Genomic DNA, 17,345 nt, shown 5'->3' with positions numbered 1-17,345 from the left:
AAGTGAGTAAGCAAAGCGTGCAAGTGAGGAAAGATGCGAGCGCTTGCCTCATGGCAAGAAAGCTTCTTAGCGCCGATTGTTGCCAACTTACGTTCGGCTAGAGTTGGACGTTGCCAGGCAAACATATAGGGTGCGATGAGCCGAGACCGAAAGGTCTCTTTTTTTTGCCAAAAGGACTTAACTACCAGTGTGAAGCACTGAAAAACAATTGTTATGAGAAAGCGTTTGAAGCTGACGAACTAAGCGAAAGACGAAACGAGCTTACAAGTGGTAAGTGAGTAAGGAAAGCGTGCAAGTGAGGAAAGATGCGAGCGCTTGCCTCATGGCAAGAAAGCTTCTTAGCGCCGATGGTAGCCAACTTACGTTCCGCAAGAGTAGGACGTTGCCAGGCAAACATATAGGGTGCGATGAGCCGAGACCGAAAGGTCTCTTTTTTTTTGCCAAAAGGACTTAACTACCAGTGTGAAGCACTGAAAAACAATTGTTATGAGAAAGCGTTTGAAGCTGACGAACTAAGCGAAAGACGAAACGAGCTTACAAGTGGTAAGTGAGTAAGGAAAGCGTGCAAGTGAGGAAAGATGCGAGCGCTTGCCTCATGGCAAGAAAGCTTCTTAGCGCCGATGGTAGCCCAACTTACGTTCCGCAAGAGTAGGACGTTGCCAGGCAAGCATATAGGATGCGATGAGCCGAGACCGAAAGGTCTCTTTTTTTTTGCCCAAAAGGAGCTTAACTACCAGTGTGAAGCACTGAAAAACGATTGTCATGAGAAAGCGTTTGAAGCTGACGAACTACGCGAAAGACGAAACGAGCTTACAAGTGATAAGTGAGTAAGGAAAGCGTGCAAGTGAGAAATACATGAGCCCTCAGCTCATGTATAAGTTCCATTAACTGCATAAAAAGAAAAGTGACATTTTAAAAGAAAGAATTTTTAATCTATTATTTAAATGATACTAATTTATACTATTAAAGATTTAATAAGCGCATCTGTATGTTCTTTTAATTGAGATATAGGTATCCCACCAAATCCTAAAATAAATTTTGCTGAATTTTGGTTATTGTCATATTGACTAAAAGGTATGATTTTTAATTTGTTTTTTTTTGCGTTCTCTAGACATTGTTTCATTGTGAGACTGTTTTTTACAGTTAATGTAAAGTGCATACCTGCTAAAGCACCGTCTATTTTTAACTGAGATTGATATGGCATCAATGCATTTAAAATAGTCGTTAATTTATGTCTATATACATTTCTCATTTTATTTAAATGTCTTTCAAAACTACCGGATTTCATAAAATTTGCTACTATTTTTTGCGTGTGAGCAGGAACTGTATTACCTTCCTTGTTATTTAATTGATTATAAGTTGATAATAATTTATTCGGCAATACTAAATAAGCTATTCTACAGCTTGGGAACAGTGATTTGGAGAAAGTACTGATATAAATAACTTTGTCTTTAGTATCTAAACTTTGTAAGGCAGGAATAGGTTTCCCAAAATATCGAAATTCTGAATCATAATCATCTTCAATGATATATCTACCTTCACTTTGTTGTGCCCAATTTATAAGTTGTGTGCGTTTTTTTAAGCTCATCACATAACCTGTTGGAAATTGATGAGAAGGTGTGACATAAGCAATATTATTATTTGATTTTTGGAAATAATCTATTTCTATCCCTGTATGGCTGACCGGGACTTGAAGGTAGGTTATTTGTTTTTTATCTAATACTTGCTTAATAGGGGGATAACTAGGGTTTTCTATTAAAAATTTGCCGTTACTTAAAATATCTGTTAAAAGATTGATAAGTTGCTCAGTCGAAGAACCAATAATAATTTGTTCAGGATGGCAAGTAACACCACGACTATTAAATAAATAATGCGCAATTTCTTGTCTTAATGAGATTTCCCCTTTGAAACTTGCATGTAGCAGAAGATCGAGTTCATCATCTTCAAAAGCATCTTTAGCATATTTTCTAAATTGTTTCATTGGGAAGTATTCTGTATCAATTTCAGACATATTAAACGCTAAATCGTAATCTGGTTTTGGATTATGGAAGTTTTCGTTTGAGCTAAATATCTGATGTGCATGATTGATATTTGTAGGAATGATAGGAAGCGTTTCAATATCAGAAACAAAATAACCCGACCTCGGTTTAGAATAAATGTACCCTTCATCTAATAAAAGTTGATAGGCATGTTCAATCGTAGTGTTACTTACTGATAAATGTTGTCCCAACGCACGTTTAGATGGAAACTTATCTTCAGATTTATATTGACCTTCTATGATTTGTTGTTTCAAAGTTTCATATAAATTGACATAGAGATGATTTTTAGACAATAAACTGACCTCCTAAATTATTTTGAAAGTGTACCTTTTTAAATACCAGTTTATCTTTTAAAATGAATTTAATCAACTAAGTAAAGGGGTAAATAAGATGTCTAAATTTACAGGATCAGAAAGAGTTAAAAGAGGAATGGCTGAAATGCAAAAAGGCGGTGTTATTATGGACGTCGTTAATGCAGAACAAGCGAAAATTGCAGAAGAATCAGGTGCAGTTGCAGTAATGGCATTAGAACGTGTGCCTTCTGATATAAGAGCTGCAGGCGGTGTTGCTAGAATGGCAAATCCTAAAATTGTAGAAGAAGTGATGAATGCAGTATCTATACCAGTAATGGCAAAAGGCCGTATTGGTCATATAACAGAAGCACGTGTGCTTGAAGCCATGGGTGTTGATTATATCGACGAATCAGAAGTTTTAACACCAGCAGACGAAGAATTCCACTTGCGTAAAGATACCTTTACAGTACCATTTGTTTGTGGTTGTCGCAATTTAGGGGAAGCTTCACGTCGTATAGGCGAAGGAGCTGCTATGTTACGTACAAAAGGCGAGCCAGGTACAGGTAATATTGTTGAAGCCGTTAGACATATTAGACAAGTAAACGCTGAAGTGAATCGCATCACAGTGATGAATGACGACGAAATTATGACTGAAGCCAAAAATATTGGCGCGCCGTATGATGTGTTAAAATCAATTAAAGAAAATGGTAAGTTACCAGTTGTAAACTTTGCTGCAGGCGGTGTTGCAACCCCACAAGACGCAGCTTTAATGATGGAATTGGGGGCTGATGGTGTATTTGTTGGTTCAGGCATTTTTAAATCAGAAGACCCTGAAAAATTTGCCAAAGCAATTGTACAAGCTACAACACACTACCAAGACTATGAATTAATTGGACGTTTAGCTAAAGAATTAGGTACTGCGATGAAAGGTTTAGATATTAATGACTTATCCTTAGAAGAACGTATGCAAGAGCGTGGTTGGTAATATGAAAATAGGTGTCTTAGCCTTACAAGGGGCTGTAAGAGAGCATTTAAAACATATTGAACTAAGCGGTCATGAAGGCATCGCTGTTAAGCATGTAGAACAATTAAAAGATATTGATGGTTTAATACTACCTGGTGGCGAATCAACGACATTGCGCCGACTAATGAATTTGTATGGTTTTAAAGAAGCATTACAACAATCTGATTTACCTATGTTTGGAACGTGTGCGGGGCTCATTGTCATGGCAAAAGATATCGTTGGAGAAGAAGGCTATCTCAACAAATTAGATATTTCAGTCCAAAGAAATTCTTTCGGTAGACAGGTAGATAGTTTTGAAAGTGAATTAGATGTTAAAGATGTTGCTGCTGATATAGAAGGCGTCTTTATTAGAGCCCCACATATAGCAGAAGTGCATGGAAATGTATCCATCTTAAGCAAAATCGGAGAAAAGATTGTAGCAGTCCAAGAAGGACGCTATTTAGGTGTCTCATTTCATCCGGAGTTAACAGATGATTACCGTATAACACGATATTTCATTAATCATATTGTGAAAACAACACTAAGTGAAAAAGTTTAAAATAAACCAAATAAAAACAGGTCGATTCTTGTATATATACAAGAATCGACCTGTTTTATCTTAATTTCATTTAGATGAAGAAACCTGCGATTGCAGCAGAAATAAATGAAACGAGTGTAGCACCAAATAAAAGTTTCAACCCAAAACGCGCTACCATATCTCCTTTTTCGTTGTTAAGTGATTTAATTGCGCCTGAAATGATTCCGATAGAGCTGAAGTTAGCAAATGAGACAACAAATACAGATATAACGCCTTTAGCATGTTCGCTCATGTCTTTAACTTCTTTTAAACTTTGCATAGCAACGAATTCATTTGACAATAATTTTGTTGCCATAATCGAGCCAGCTTGAACGGCATCGCTCCATGGCACACCAATTAAGAAGGCTAATGGTGCAAATATGAAACCAATGAAAGTTTGGAAGTCCCAAGTAATACTTCCACCTGAAGCTGCTGTGAAAATAGCACTGACAACTCCATTGAGTAAAGCAATAATGGCTATGTAACCAATTAGCATTGCACCTACGATTACAGCGACTTTAAATCCATCTAAAATGTATTCCCCTAACATTTCAAAGAAAGATTGTTTCTCTGTTTCACTGTCTTCAACGATTAATTTATCTTCATTAACATCTACTTTGTATGGATTGATAATAGAAGCAATAATAAAACCGCCGAATAAATTTAAAACGACTGCTGTAACAACATACCGTGGTTCAATTAATGTGAAATACGCGCCAATGATTGAAGCTGATACAGTAGACATGGCTGAAGCAGTTAATGTATAAAGGCGTTGTCTAGGAATATGCGCTAATTCTTTTTTTAGCGAAATAAATACTTCTGATTGTCCTAAAATTGCTGCTGCTACTGCATTATATGATTCTAAGCGTCCCATCCCATTCACTTTAGAAATAGCTAATCCTAAATAGTTAATAATAAACGGTAATATTTTTGTATATTGTAAAATACCAATTAGTGCTGAAATAAAAACAATTGGTAATAAGACATTGAAGAAGAATGGTGGATTGTTAGGATCCACAAATTCAAACCCACCGAAAACAAAGTTGACGCCTTCTGCAGCTTTAGCTAGTAGATAGTTAAAGCCGTCTGAAATGGCACCAATGACAGTAATACCAAATTTTGTTTTTAATAGTATAAACGCAAATACAAGTTGTATGACGAGTAATAGGCCAATGTATTGCCAACGAATATTTTTTCTATCAGAGCTAAAGAGAAAAGCTAATGCAAGAAAAACTGCAATCCCAATTAAACCAATGATAATATGCATAATAATTTCATCCCTTTAAATTTTTTCTTAACTCCTATAATACAATAAATGGGAGATTTCTTACATGCATAAAATGAAAATTTTTAAAACATATTGGTTGAAAAAGGTCAAAGTTGGTCATATAATATAGTCAAAGAAGGTCAAAAGAGGTGATAATCATGCATAACATGTCCGACATCATAGAACAATACATTAAAAAATTATTTGAAGACGCCAATGAAGATGTTGTTGAAATTCAGCGTGCAAATATTGCACAGCGTTTTGACTGTGTGCCTTCTCAATTAAATTACGTGATCAAAACACGATTCACTAATGAACACGGCTATGAAATAGAAAGTAAAAGAGGTGGCGGCGGCTACATTCGAATCACTAAAATTGAAAATAAAGACGAAACAGGTTACATTAACCATTTACTTCAATTAATAGGACCGTCTATTTCACAACAACAAGCCTATTACATTATAGATGGCTTATTAGATAAAGAATATCTTAGCGAACGGGAAGCGAAGATGATTTATGCGGTCATTGATAGAGAAACATTGAAAATGGATGTATTATCAAGAGATATCATACGTGCTAATATAGTTAAACGCGTATTACATGTGATAAATTACTATTAAAGAGAGGTGTTTAGTCGTGCTGTGCGAAAATTGTCATTTAAATGAAGCGGAAGTTAAGTTAGCGGTTAAAGGACAAGACGGTATACATGAAAGATGGGTATGTTCCACATGTGCACAAGGAGGTAATCCTTGGACTCAAAATCAGCAAATGCAGTCACAAGATGATATTGAGGGTGCCTTTGTTGTAAAGCAAATATTACAGCATTTAGCAGCTAAACATGGTATTGATTTCGATGAAATAGCTTTTAAAGAAGAGAAAAGATGTCCTACTTGTCAAATGACGTTAAAAGATATTGCACATGTCGGTAAATTTGGTTGTGCAGACTGCTATGCAACATTTAAAGATGACATTGTTGATATTGTACGACGTGTACAAGGTGGTCAAATTGAACACACTGGAAAAACACCACGCTCTTCACACAGAAAGTTAGCGTTAAAAAAACAAATAGAAGAAAAAACAAACTATTTAAATCAATTGATTGAAGAACAAAATTTTGAAGAAGCTGCAATTGTTAGAGATGAAATTAAAGCATTAAAAGAAGACAGCGAGGTGAAACATGATGAGTAAAAATGATATTAGTACTCATATTAGTGAGTGGATGAGAGATGAGGAAGAGAGTCCAATTGTGATGTCCTCAAGGCTCCGATTAGCTAGAAATTTAGAAAATCATGTTCATCCTTTGATGTTTCCTTCAGAACAAGATGGTTATAGAGTAATAAATGAGGTACAAGATGCGCTTCCTGATATGTTTATACAGAGATTAGACACTTTGGATCAACAGAGTAAGTATAAACTTGTAGCGAAACATCTTATAAGCCCAGAGTTAATAAAGCAGCCTGCTTCAGCTGTGCTTTTGAATGATGATGAATCTTTAAGTGTTATGGTAAATGAAGAAGATCATATACGCATTCAAGCTATGGGAAATGACCTATCATTGCAAACATTATATGATAAGGCTTCTTCTATAGATGATACACTCGATAGTGAACTAGATGTTAGCTTTGATGAAACACTTGGTTATTTAACAACTTGCCCGACAAATATAGGGACTGGTATGAGAGCGAGTGTAATGCTACATCTGCCTGGCCTAACGATTATGAAGCGGATGAATAGAATCGCTCAAACAATCAATCGCTTTGGATTTACTATAAGAGGTATCTACGGTGAAGGCTCTCAAGTATATGGTCATATTTATCAAATTTCTAATCAGCTTACACTTGGTAAAACAGAAGAAGAAATTATCGAAAGTTTAACTGAAGTTGTGCAACAAATTATTAACGAAGAAATGCAAATTCGCGAACGTCTCAGTAAGCATAATGAAATTGAAACATTAGATAGAGTATATCGTTCGTTAGGAATATTAAAATATAGTAGACTAATATCTATGGAAGAAGCGTCATTTAGATTAAGTGAAGTGAAACTCGGTATAGATTTAGGCTATATTGATTTAGAAGACTTCAAATTTAATGAGTTAATGGTCGCAATTCAATCACCATTCTTGTTAGATGATGAAGATGATAGAGCAGTTAATGAAAAAAGAGCAGATATATTAAGAGAACATATAAATTAGGAGGTCATGCTATGTTATTTGGTAGACTGACAGAACGTGCACAACGCGTATTGGCACATGCTCAAGAAGAAGCGATTCGCTTAAATCATTCAAATATTGGAACAGAACATTTACTTTTAGGTTTAATGAAAGAACCAGAAGGTATTGCAGCAAAAGTATTAGAATCATTCGATATTACTGAAGAAAAAGTAGTGACAGAAGTTGAAAAATTAATTGGTCACGGCCAAGAACAAATGGGTGCTTTACACTACACACCACGCGCTAAAAAAGTGATTGAGTTATCAATGGATGAAGCAAGAAAACTACATCATAATTTTGTAGGAACAGAACACATCTTGCTTGGTCTAATTAGAGAAAATGAAGGCGTTGCAGCACGCGTATTTGCTAATTTAGATTTAAATATTACTAAAGCACGTGCGCAAGTTGTTAAAGCTTTAGGTAGCCCTGAAATGAGCAATAAAAACGCACAAGCAAATAAATCTAATAACACACCAACATTAGATAGCCTTGCACGCGATTTAACAGTTATTGCAAATGATGGTACTTTAGACCCTGTGATTGGTAGAGATAAAGAAATCACACGTGTTATCGAAGTATTAAGTAGACGTACTAAGAATAACCCAGTCTTAATTGGGGAACCGGGCGTAGGTAAAACAGCAATTGCAGAAGGCTTAGCACTTGCAATCGTTAACAACGAAGTACCAGAGACACTTAAAGGTAAACGCGTGATGTCTCTAGACATGGGAACAGTAGTAGCTGGTACGAAATACCGTGGTGAATTCGAAGAACGTCTGAAAAAAGTTATGGAAGAAATTCACCAAGCAGGCAATGTTGTACTCTTTATTGATGAGCTACACACTTTAGTTGGTGCTGGTGGTGCAGAAGGCGCAATTGATGCATCTAATATTTTAAAACCAGCGTTAGCGCGTGGCGAACTACAATGTATTGGTGCAACTACACTGGATGAATATCGTAAAAACATTGAAAAAGATGCAGCACTAGAACGTCGTTTCCAACCAGTTCAAGTGGACGAGCCAACAGTCGAAGATACAATTGAAATCTTGAAAGGCTTACGTGACCGTTATGAAGCGCATCACCGCATTAATATTTCAGATGAAGCTTTAGAATCTGCTGCGAAATTAAGCCATCGTTATGTGTCAGACCGTTTCTTACCAGACAAAGCAATTGATTTAATTGATGAAGCAAGTTCTAAAGTAAGACTAAAAAGTCATACAACGCCACCTAACTTGAAAGAATTAGAGCAAGAAATTGAACAAGTTAAAAATGAAAAAGATGCTGCTGTACACGCACAAGAATTTGAAAATGCAGCAAATTTACGTGATAAACAAACTAAATTAGAAAAACAATATGAAGAAGCGAATAATAATTGGAAAAACGCTCAAAACGGTGCAAGCACATCATTGTCTGAAGAAGATATTGGAGAAGTTATTGCAGGTTGGACTGGTATTCCATTAACTAGAATTAATGAAACAGAATCAGACCGCCTACTTAATTTGGAAGACACGTTACACAAACGTGTTATTGGCCAAAAAGAAGCAGTTACGTCTATCAGTAAAGCAGTAAGACGCGCTAGAGCAGGATTGAAAGATCCTAAACGTCCAATTGGTAGCTTTATCTTCTTAGGCCCTACAGGTGTAGGTAAAACAGAATTAGCACGTGCATTAGCAGAATCCATGTTTGGTGAAGATGATGCAATGATTCGCGTAGATATGAGTGAATTTATGGAAAAACACGCTGTGAGCCGTTTAGTTGGGGCACCTCCAGGTTATGTAGGTCATGATGATGGTGGACAATTAACTGAAAAAGTTAGACGTAAACCATATTCAGTTATACTATTCGATGAAATTGAAAAAGCACACCCTGATGTATTTAACATCTTGTTACAAGTGCTTGATGATGGACACTTAACAGATACAAAAGGACGTCAAGTAGATTTCCGCAATACAGTGATTATTATGACTTCCAACGTTGGCGCTCAAGAACTGCAAGATCAACGCTTTGCAGGTTTTGGCGGCGCATCTGAAGGACAAGATTATGAATCAATTCGTAAAACAATGATGAAAGAATTGAAAAATGCTTTCCGCCCAGAATTCTTAAACCGTGTTGATGACATTATTGTATTCCACAAACTTTCTAAAGATGAATTGAAAGAAATTGTGACTATGATGGTGAATAAATTAACAGATCGCTTAGCAGAACAAGATATTGATATCGTAGTTTCTGATGCAGCGAAAGAAAGAATTGCAGAAGAAGGTTATGATCCAGAATACGGAGCTAGACCACTTATCCGCGAAATTCAAAAAACAATCGAAGATAACTTAAGTGAGTTAATCTTGGATGGTAACCAAATCGAAGGTAAAAATGTTTATATCGATTATGACGGTAAAGAATATAAATACGATATTAAAGATAGAACAGAAGATCAAAAAGAAAAAGAGACTTCTGATTCATAAGATTGAGTTATTAAAGTGATATCAAGTATGAATAGCGCTTCTCAAGTATGCAAATGCAACTTGGGGAGCGCTTCTTTTATAAAAAGTATCACTAAAATGTTAATAAACGAAACATCATCGTATGTTAATCAAAAATTTTAATCACCTATATCATATTAATAGTACTGAATATATAATAGTGTTAATTTAAAAAATAGACTTTAACATTAATCTATTGAAGTGCATGCTATAATATAAAATTAAAGGCTAAGAAACAATAAATATCGAAATGAATCGAATATAAATAAAGTTTGTTTTTAATTAGACAGAGGTATAAAATAGATTTGTTCAATAAAGATGGAGGTGCAGTTTTGGCCAAAAAGAAAGTGATTTTTGAATGTATGGCGTGTGGTTATCAATCACCAAAATGGATGGGCAAATGTCCCAACTGTGGTGGTTGGAACCAAATGGAAGAAATTATAGAACAAAAATCGACAAGCCCAAAACATGGGGTTCGAAGTCGTGAAAATAGCGCGAAAGTACAAAAACTAAATGAAATTAAACATGAGACGACACCACGTATTAAAACCAACTCAGCAGAATTTAACCGAGTACTTGGCGGTGGCATTGTAAACGGTTCGCTTGTATTAATTGGCGGCGACCCAGGTATTGGTAAATCGACCTTATTACTACAAATTTGTGCTGCTTTATCACAAAGTAAAAGCGTTTTATATATAACAGGTGAAGAGTCGTTAAATCAAACTAAGTTAAGAGCAGATAGATTAGAAGAGGATTCAAGTAATTTAAATGTGTTTGCGGAAACAGATTTAGAAGTGATACATGAAACGGTTAAACAATTGAAACCAGATTTACTTGTAGTTGATTCTATACAGACTATTTTTCATCCTGAAATCAGCTCTGCGCCTGGTTCAGTATCTCAAGTAAGAGAAAGTACACAGAGCTTAATGAATATTGCTAAACAATTAAACATCCCAACTTTTATTGTTGGTCATGTAACTAAAGAAGGGCAAATTGCAGGTCCACGTTTATTAGAACATATGGTGGATACAGTACTTTATTTTGAAGGTGATGAGCATCATGCTTACCGTATTTTAAGAGCAGTTAAAAATCGCTTTGGTTCGACAAATGAAATGGGTATTTTTGAAATGAAGCAGAGTGGATTGAAAGGCGTGAAAAACCCTTCAGAAATGTTTTTGGAAGAGCGTTCTACTAATGTTCCTGGGTCAACAATCGTATCGACAATGGAAGGCACAAGACCATTGCTCATAGAAGTACAAGCATTAGTGACACCGACCACATTTAACAACCCAAGACGTATGGCTACAGGCATAGACCATAATCGATTAAGTTTATTGATGGCTGTCTTAGAGAAAAAAGAAAATTATTTGCTTCAACAACAAGATGCTTATATTAAAGTAGCAGGTGGCGTCAGATTAACAGAACCTGCTGTTGATTTAGGTATTGTTATTGCCACGGCGTCTAGTTTTAAAGATTTAACTGTAGACGGATTGGATTGCTTTATTGGTGAAGTTGGATTGACGGGAGAAGTAAGACGCGTCTCTCGTATCGAACAACGCGTACAAGAAGCGGAAAAACTAGGATTTAAACGTATTATTATTCCTGAATCCAATATTGGTGGATGGGAATTCCCTAGCGGTATTAAAGTCATTGGTGTTAAAAATGTACATGAGGCTTTAAAATATGCTTTAACTAAGCATTAATATCACTTAATGATACAACATGTAACTGGCTTATATAGTCAAAATAGCTTTCATGTGAAAGGAGCGTTAACATTTGAACATGATAAGACTCATTGTAATCTTGTGCTATATTATATTAGGTGCAAGTTTAGGCGTGTATCTTATACCAGAAATTATTACAGATGCTGGTTTGGGGCATTTCACGCTACTAACAAATAATTATTTCAATGGGCTACTAGGGATTGTACTGATATTTGTAATCTTTGGTTGGTTTATTAAAAAAGTAACATTAGCATTGAAAGAACTAGAACAAATGATTATGCGTCAAAGCGCAATTGAAATATTGTTCGCCACAATTGGACTCATTATAGGGTTACTTATTTCAGTTATGATATCATTTATTTTCCAAATTATTGGTAACAATGTTTTAAATCATTTTGTACCTATTATTATCACGATTATCTTGGGGTATTTAGGGTTTCAATTTGGTCTACGCAAACGCGATGAAATGCTATTGTTTTTACCTGAAAATATGGCGCGATCTGTGTCAATGAATACACGTAGTGCAATGCCTAAAATCATAGATACGAGTGCCATTATTGATGGGCGTATTTTAGATGTTTTGAAATGTGGTTTTATAGATGGTGAAATATTAATTCCACAAGGGGTAATTAATGAATTGCAAGTAATTGCAGACGCAAACGATAGTGTAAAGAGAGAAAAAGGGCAAAGAGGCTTAGATATGCTCAATGCTTTGCATGATGGAAAGCACCCTACGCGCATTATACATCCAACAAAATCGCATAGTGATATAGATGCAATGTTAATTAAATTGGCATTGCATTATAGAGCACAAATTATTACTACAGATTTCAACCTAAATAAGGTCTGTCATATACAAGGTGTTCAAGTGTTGAATGTGAACGACTTATCAGAAGCAATTAAGCCAACCGTACATCAAGGCGATCGATTTAACTTGTTGTTGACTAAGATGGGGAAAGAAGCTGGTCAAGCAGTAGGGTATTTAGATGACGGTACAATGGTAGTTGTAGATAACGCTAAAAAATATATCGGTGAATATATTGATTTAGAAGTAGTAAGTTTGTTGCAAACTTCATCCGGACGCATTATTTTTGCTAAAAAAATATACTGAAATTAAAAAGCGGGTTTCATTTGATATTGTAGCTAAAAAAGTTACAGTTTCACATGAAACCTTTTCATTATGAGCAATATTTTCAAAAAATTGTTCAGATAGCATTTTAATTTAAGCACAGTGATATCATAATCATCTTTAAAGTGCTACAATAGATAGCGAAATTGTATTACTGTACTTAGAATTATAAACTTGAAATTCAATGGGCGTCATACGTTTGTTTTTAGTATAGTGATGCTTTAAAAAATGATGAGCTATGATATCATAAATAAGCAAATGAGCAACACGCTTTGAATGCTTTTATATTAACTTATTGTTAGGCACATTTGAAAAGTGTAGTAACATAGGTTGAATTCTTTTTATGTGTGTGCGCAGTTAAGCTGAAAATATAAGATTAAAATCGTGAAAAATTATTAAACAGGAGTGAACATAATGAGTAATCGTGTAAGAGTTAGATATGCCCCAAGCCCAACAGGCTATTTGCATATTGGTAATGCAAGAACTGCATTATTTAACTATTTATTTGCTAAACATTATGATGGAGATTTTGTAATTCGTATAGAAGATACGGATAGTAAACGTAATTTAGAAGATGGAGAATCTTCACAATTTGATAACTTAAAATGGTTAGGTATTGATTGGGATGAGTCTGTAGATAAAGATAAAGGTTATGGGCCTTATCGCCAGTCAGAACGTGCTGAAATATATAACCCACTTATCCAACAATTGTTAGATGAAGATAAAGCGTATAAATGCTATATGACTGAAGAAGAATTAGAAGAAGAACGTGAACAACAAATTGCACGTGGTGAAATGCCACGTTACGGTGGTAAACATGCACATTTAACAGAAGACGAACGCCAACAATTTGAAGCAGAAGGACGCCAACCTTCGATTCGTTTCCGAGTGCCAAAAGATACAACATATGCATTTGACGATATGGTGAAAGGTGAAATTTCATTTGACTCAAATAATATGGGTGATTGGGTTATTGTGAAAAAAGACGGCGTGCCAACGTATAATTTTGCAGTAGCAATTGATGACCACTTGATGGAAATTTCAGATGTTATTCGTGGAGATGACCATATTTCAAATACACCCAAACAATTAATGATTTACGAAACGTTTGGTTGGGAAGCGCCAAGATTTGCACACATGTCACTAATCGTAAACGAAGAACGTAAAAAATTAAGTAAACGCGATGGCCAAATCCTACAATTTATTGAGCAATATCGCGATTTGGGTTATTTGCCTGAGGCGTTATTTAACTTTATTACATTATTAGGTTGGTCCCCTGAAGGTGAAGATGAAATTTATTCTAAAGAAGAATTCATTAAAATCTTTGATGAAAAACGATTATCTAAATCACCTGCATTCTTCGACAAACAAAAATTAGCTTGGATTAATAACCAATATATGAAACAAAAAGACACTGAAACAGTCTTTGAACTTGCTTTTCCTCACTTAGTTAAAGCGAATTTATTACCTGAAAACCCATCTGAAGAAGATAAAGAATGGGGACGTAAACTGATTGCTCTTTATCAAAAAGAAATGAGTTACGCTGGCGAAATTGTTCCGTTATCTGAAATTTTCTTCCGTGATGAACAAACATTAGGAGCAGATGAGCAAGAAATCATCAATGGGGAACAAGTGCCAGAATTAATGAACCATTTATATGGCAAATTAGAAGCACTAGAACCTTTTGAAGTGGCAGAAATTAAAAAAACAATTAAAGAAGTTCAAAAAGAGACAGGTATTAAAGGCAAACAATTATTTATGCCAATACGTGTAGCTGTGACAGGACAAATGCATGGTCCAGAGTTACCAAATACAATCGAAGTATTAGGTAAAGATAAAGTATTGAATCGCTTAAAAAAATACGTTTAATGCTGATTATAAGTAAATTGTATCAAATAGATAATACTTGAAAAATTACAATCAAGCACCTATGATTATAATTGAATACACTAAAGGATTAGTAGACAATGGAATGTGTCAAGAGAGTGTGCGGTTGCTGCGAGCACATCATGGAAATTGTTGAATGCACCTTTAGAATAATGAACTGAATAACTTTAATGAGTTAATATAAGTTGTTTTACCATGTTAGATTATTGCTAACTTAATGAACAAGCAGCTTGTTTTAAAAAAAGAGTGGAACCGTGCAAAGCACCTCTAACAATAATGTTAGAGGTGCTTTTTTAATAAGGAGGTCGCAACCTTGTTTAAAATATTAAAAAGAATAAAAGACGATATAAATATGGTGTTTGAACAAGACCCAGCTGCACGTACTACTTTAGAGGTAGTCACTTCATATGCGGGCGTACATGCAGTATGGAGTCATTTAATCGCACACGCTTTATACAAAAAGAAAAGATATATATTAGCAAGATTAATTTCACAAATTTCACGTTTTTTTACTGGCATCGAAATTCATCCTGGCGCCCAAATTGGGAAACGTTTATTTATCGACCACGGCATGGGCGTTGTTATTGGAGAAACATGCAGAATTGGTGATAATGTTACAATTTATCAGGGCGTTACTTTAGGTGGTACTGGTAAAGAAAAAGGAAAACGTCACCCTGATATAGGTGATAATGTACTGATAGCAGCAGGCGCCAAAGTACTCGGTAATATTAAAATTAATTCGAATGTAAACATCGGGGCGAATTCAGTAGTATTGAATTCGGTGCCTAGCTATTCTACAGTCGTTGGTATACCAGGACACATTGTTAAACAAGATGGTAGAAGAATTGGTAAGACATTCGACCATCGTAATTTACCAGATCCGATTTATGAACAATTAAAACAATTAGAGAAACAACTTGAGAAAACAAGAAATGGAGAGATTCAAGATGATTACATTATATAACACGTTAACGCGTCAAAAAGAGACGTTTAAATCTATAGAACCAGGTAAGGTTAAGATGTACGTCTGCGGACCAACTGTATATAATTACATCCATATAGGTAATGCCAGACCAGCAATTAACTATGATGTTGTGAGAAGGTACCTTGAATACCAAGGTTATGAAGTAAATTATGTTTCAAATTTCACTGATGTAGATGATAAATTGATTAAGCGCTCGAAAGAATTGAATGAACCTGTTAACACAATCGCTAATCGTTATATCGATGCATTTTACGAAGATGTTGGCGCTTTGAATGTGAAAAAAGCAACTTCAAACCCAAGAGTAATGAATCATATGGATGACATTATTAAGTTTATAGGAGAACTTGTAGAAGAAGGTTATGCCTACCAAAGTGGTGGAGATGTGTATTTTAGAACACGTAAATTTGAAGATTACGGTAAACTCAGTCATCAATCCCTTAATGATTTGAAAGTAGGTGCACGCATTGAGCAAGGCGAGCAAAAAGAAGATGCGCTAGATTTCACATTATGGAAACAAGCAAAACCTGATGAAATTAGTTGGGACAGTCCATTTGGCAAAGGTAGACCAGGTTGGCATATTGAATGCTCTGTTATGGCTTACCATGAACTTGGTGCGACGATAGATATTCATGCTGGCGGTACTGATTTACAATTTCCACATCATGAAAATGAAATCGCCCAATCTGAAGCCCATAACCATGCGCCATTCGCCAACTATTGGATGCATAACGGGTTTATTAATATTGACAACGAAAAAATGAGTAAATCCCTAGGTAACTTTGTGTTAGTACACGAGATTATTAAAGAAATTGATCCAGATGTATTACGATTTTTCATGATTAGTGTACATTATCGAAGCCCAATCAATTATAATATGGAACTTGTTAGTGCTGCTAGAAGTGGTTTAGAACGTATCCGTAATAGTTACCAAGCTATCGAGGAACGTGAAGCGATTGCCACAAATATCGAAGCTCAAGATAATTATATAGAAGAAATCAACCAGATTTTAGAACAGTTCGAAACTGTTATGAATGACGACTTTAACACAGCTAATGCCATTACAGCTTGGTACGATTTGACAAAATTAGCTAATAAATATGTATTAGAAAATACAACGTCAACTGAAGTGATTGAACGATTTAAAACAGTATATCAAATTTTTAGTGATGTATTAGGTGTACCTTTAAAACCAGAAACAAGTGACGAATTATTAGACGAAGATGTTGAAGCTTTAATCGAAGAAAGAAACACAGCAAGAAAAAATAAAGATTTTGCACGTGCAGATGAAATTCGCGATCAATTGAAAGCACAAAATATTATTTTGGAAGACACACCTCAAGGCGTGAGATTTAAACGTGGCTAATATGGATAATAAATTGTTAAACCCATTGACTTTGGCATATATGGGGGACGCGGTCTTAGACCAATTTGTGAGAGAGTATATTATATTGAAATTAAAAGCTAAACCTAATCGATTACATCAAGAAGCCAAGCGTTACGTGTCTGCGAAAAGCCAGGCACAATCGCTTGAATGCTTGTTAGAAAGCAACTGGTTTACCGAAGAAGAATTAGATATTGTTCGCCGTGGAAGAAATGCGAAGAGTTATACGAAGGCGAAAAATACAGACATACAAACGTATCGAAAAAGTTCAGGGTTAGAAGCAATCATTGGTTTTTTATATCTTGAAAAAGATCAAAGCCGTTTAACAACATTGCTTGAACATATTGTGAAAAGTATAGATGAAAGGTAGTGAGACT

The 17,345-nt window shown here is 35.2% G+C and carries 14 protein-coding genes; 12 read left to right on the top strand and 2 right to left on the bottom strand.

The annotated features are described in order from the left end of the window. Nucleotides 1-955 precede the first annotated feature (955 nt). Nucleotides 956-2,332, bottom strand: coding sequence for a MocR-like pyridoxine biosynthesis transcription factor PdxR (gene pdxR / locus KA894_RS07160; RefSeq protein ID WP_119487752.1), 1,377 nt, complete (start codon nucleotides 2,330-2,332; stop codon nucleotides 956-958). A 97-nt stretch (nucleotides 2,333-2,429) separates the two neighbouring features. Here pdxR and pdxS point away from each other — a divergent pair, with 97 nt between their 5' ends. Together pdxS and pdxT are read left to right on the top strand one after the other, a co-directional pair. Continuing rightward, on the top strand, nucleotides 2,430-3,317 hold the full coding sequence (gene pdxS / locus KA894_RS07155) for a pyridoxal 5'-phosphate synthase lyase subunit PdxS (RefSeq protein WP_103373378.1): 888 nt from the start codon (nucleotides 2,430-2,432) through the stop codon (nucleotides 3,315-3,317). 1 nt (nucleotide 3,318) lies between these two features. Further along, nucleotides 3,319-3,894, top strand: coding sequence for a pyridoxal 5'-phosphate synthase glutaminase subunit PdxT (gene pdxT, locus KA894_RS07150; protein ID WP_096810939.1), 576 nt, complete (start codon nucleotides 3,319-3,321; stop codon nucleotides 3,892-3,894). 70 nt (nucleotides 3,895-3,964) lie between these two features. Here the strand turns inward: pdxT and KA894_RS07145 are convergent, their stop codons facing one another. Beyond that, nucleotides 3,965-5,179: a NupC/NupG family nucleoside CNT transporter gene (locus tag KA894_RS07145; RefSeq protein ID WP_096810938.1), complete on the bottom strand. Its 1,215-nt coding sequence runs from the start codon at nucleotides 5,177-5,179 to the stop codon at nucleotides 3,965-3,967. Nucleotides 5,180-5,337: 158 nt separating this feature from the next. Here KA894_RS07145 and KA894_RS07140 point away from each other — a divergent pair, with 158 nt between their 5' ends. The 10 genes from KA894_RS07140 (at nucleotide 5,338) to KA894_RS07095 (ending at nucleotide 17,338) form a co-directional block, all read left to right on the top strand. Then, nucleotides 5,338-5,799, top strand: a complete 462-nt coding sequence (locus KA894_RS07140) for a CtsR family transcriptional regulator (RefSeq protein WP_096810937.1) — start codon at nucleotides 5,338-5,340, stop codon at nucleotides 5,797-5,799. Nucleotides 5,800-5,815: 16 nt separating this feature from the next. Then, nucleotides 5,816-6,367 carry a UvrB/UvrC motif-containing protein gene (locus KA894_RS07135; protein ID WP_096810936.1) on the top strand — a complete coding sequence of 184 codons (552 nt, stop codon included), beginning with the start codon at nucleotides 5,816-5,818 and terminating at the stop codon, nucleotides 6,365-6,367. Then, nucleotides 6,360-7,370, top strand: coding sequence for a protein arginine kinase (locus tag KA894_RS07130; RefSeq protein WP_170006919.1), 1,011 nt, complete (start codon nucleotides 6,360-6,362; stop codon nucleotides 7,368-7,370). Before KA894_RS07135 ends, KA894_RS07130 begins: the two co-directional genes overlap by 8 nt. Before the next feature lie 11 nt (nucleotides 7,371-7,381). Further along, complete coding sequence (locus KA894_RS07125; RefSeq protein WP_096810934.1) at nucleotides 7,382-9,844, top strand: ATP-dependent Clp protease ATP-binding subunit; 2,463 nt, start codon at nucleotides 7,382-7,384, stop codon at nucleotides 9,842-9,844. Between the two features lie 350 nt (nucleotides 9,845-10,194). Beyond that, nucleotides 10,195-11,565 carry a DNA repair protein RadA gene (gene radA / locus KA894_RS07120; protein WP_096810933.1) on the top strand — a complete coding sequence of 457 codons (1,371 nt, stop codon included), beginning with the start codon at nucleotides 10,195-10,197 and terminating at the stop codon, nucleotides 11,563-11,565. 73 nt (nucleotides 11,566-11,638) lie between these two features. Next, the gene (locus KA894_RS07115) at nucleotides 11,639-12,697 is read left to right on the top strand and encodes a PIN/TRAM domain-containing protein (protein WP_103372873.1); all 1,059 of its coding nucleotides are present in this window, start codon (nucleotides 11,639-11,641) and stop codon (nucleotides 12,695-12,697) included. A gap of 432 nt (nucleotides 12,698-13,129) precedes the next feature. Then, nucleotides 13,130-14,584, top strand: coding sequence for a glutamate--tRNA ligase (gene gltX, locus KA894_RS07110; RefSeq protein WP_119487751.1), 1,455 nt, complete (start codon nucleotides 13,130-13,132; stop codon nucleotides 14,582-14,584). Between the two features lie 340 nt (nucleotides 14,585-14,924). After that, nucleotides 14,925-15,566, top strand: coding sequence for a serine O-acetyltransferase (gene cysE, locus KA894_RS07105; protein ID WP_096811242.1), 642 nt, complete (start codon nucleotides 14,925-14,927; stop codon nucleotides 15,564-15,566). After that, nucleotides 15,550-16,950: a cysteine--tRNA ligase gene (gene cysS, locus KA894_RS07100; protein ID WP_096810930.1), complete on the top strand. Its 1,401-nt coding sequence runs from the start codon at nucleotides 15,550-15,552 to the stop codon at nucleotides 16,948-16,950. The genes cysE and cysS overlap by 17 nt, the downstream gene beginning before the upstream one ends. Before the next feature lies 1 nt (nucleotide 16,951). Next, nucleotides 16,952-17,338 (top strand): Mini-ribonuclease 3, encoded by a 387-nt coding sequence (locus tag KA894_RS07095; RefSeq protein ID WP_096810929.1) that lies wholly within the window; start codon nucleotides 16,952-16,954, stop codon nucleotides 17,336-17,338. Nucleotides 17,339-17,345 lie beyond the last annotated feature (7 nt).

This window comes from Staphylococcus sp. GDY8P131P (assembly GCF_017891975.1).
GTDB classification, from domain to species: domain Bacteria; phylum Bacillota; class Bacilli; order Staphylococcales; family Staphylococcaceae; genus Staphylococcus; species Staphylococcus nepalensis.
Note: the sequence above shows the minus strand (reverse complement) of the source record. Positions and strands in the feature narration are given on the sequence as shown.

What these genes read in the sequence shown, in the direction of transcription:
- pdxS (WP_103373378.1), top strand. Translation starts at nt 2,430, where the DNA reads ATGTCTAAATTTACAGGATCAGAAAGAGTTAAAAGAGGAATGGCTGAA.
- gltX (WP_119487751.1), top strand. Translation starts at nt 13,130, where the DNA reads ATGAGTAATCGTGTAAGAGTTAGATATGCCCCAAGCCCAACAGGCTAT.
- KA894_RS07140 (WP_096810937.1), top strand. Translation starts at nt 5,338, where the DNA reads ATGCATAACATGTCCGACATCATAGAACAATACATTAAAAAATTATTT.
- pdxT (WP_096810939.1), top strand. Translation starts at nt 3,319, where the DNA reads ATGAAAATAGGTGTCTTAGCCTTACAAGGGGCTGTAAGAGAGCATTTA.
- KA894_RS07145 (WP_096810938.1), bottom strand. Translation starts at nt 5,179, where the DNA reads ATGCATATTATCATTGGTTTAATTGGGATTGCAGTTTTTCTTGCATTA.
- cysS (WP_096810930.1), top strand. Translation starts at nt 15,550, where the DNA reads ATGATTACATTATATAACACGTTAACGCGTCAAAAAGAGACGTTTAAA.
- KA894_RS07130 (WP_170006919.1), top strand. Translation starts at nt 6,360, where the DNA reads ATGAGTAAAAATGATATTAGTACTCATATTAGTGAGTGGATGAGAGAT.
- KA894_RS07095 (WP_096810929.1), top strand. Translation starts at nt 16,952, where the DNA reads ATGGATAATAAATTGTTAAACCCATTGACTTTGGCATATATGGGGGAC.
- KA894_RS07125 (WP_096810934.1), top strand. Translation starts at nt 7,382, where the DNA reads ATGTTATTTGGTAGACTGACAGAACGTGCACAACGCGTATTGGCACAT.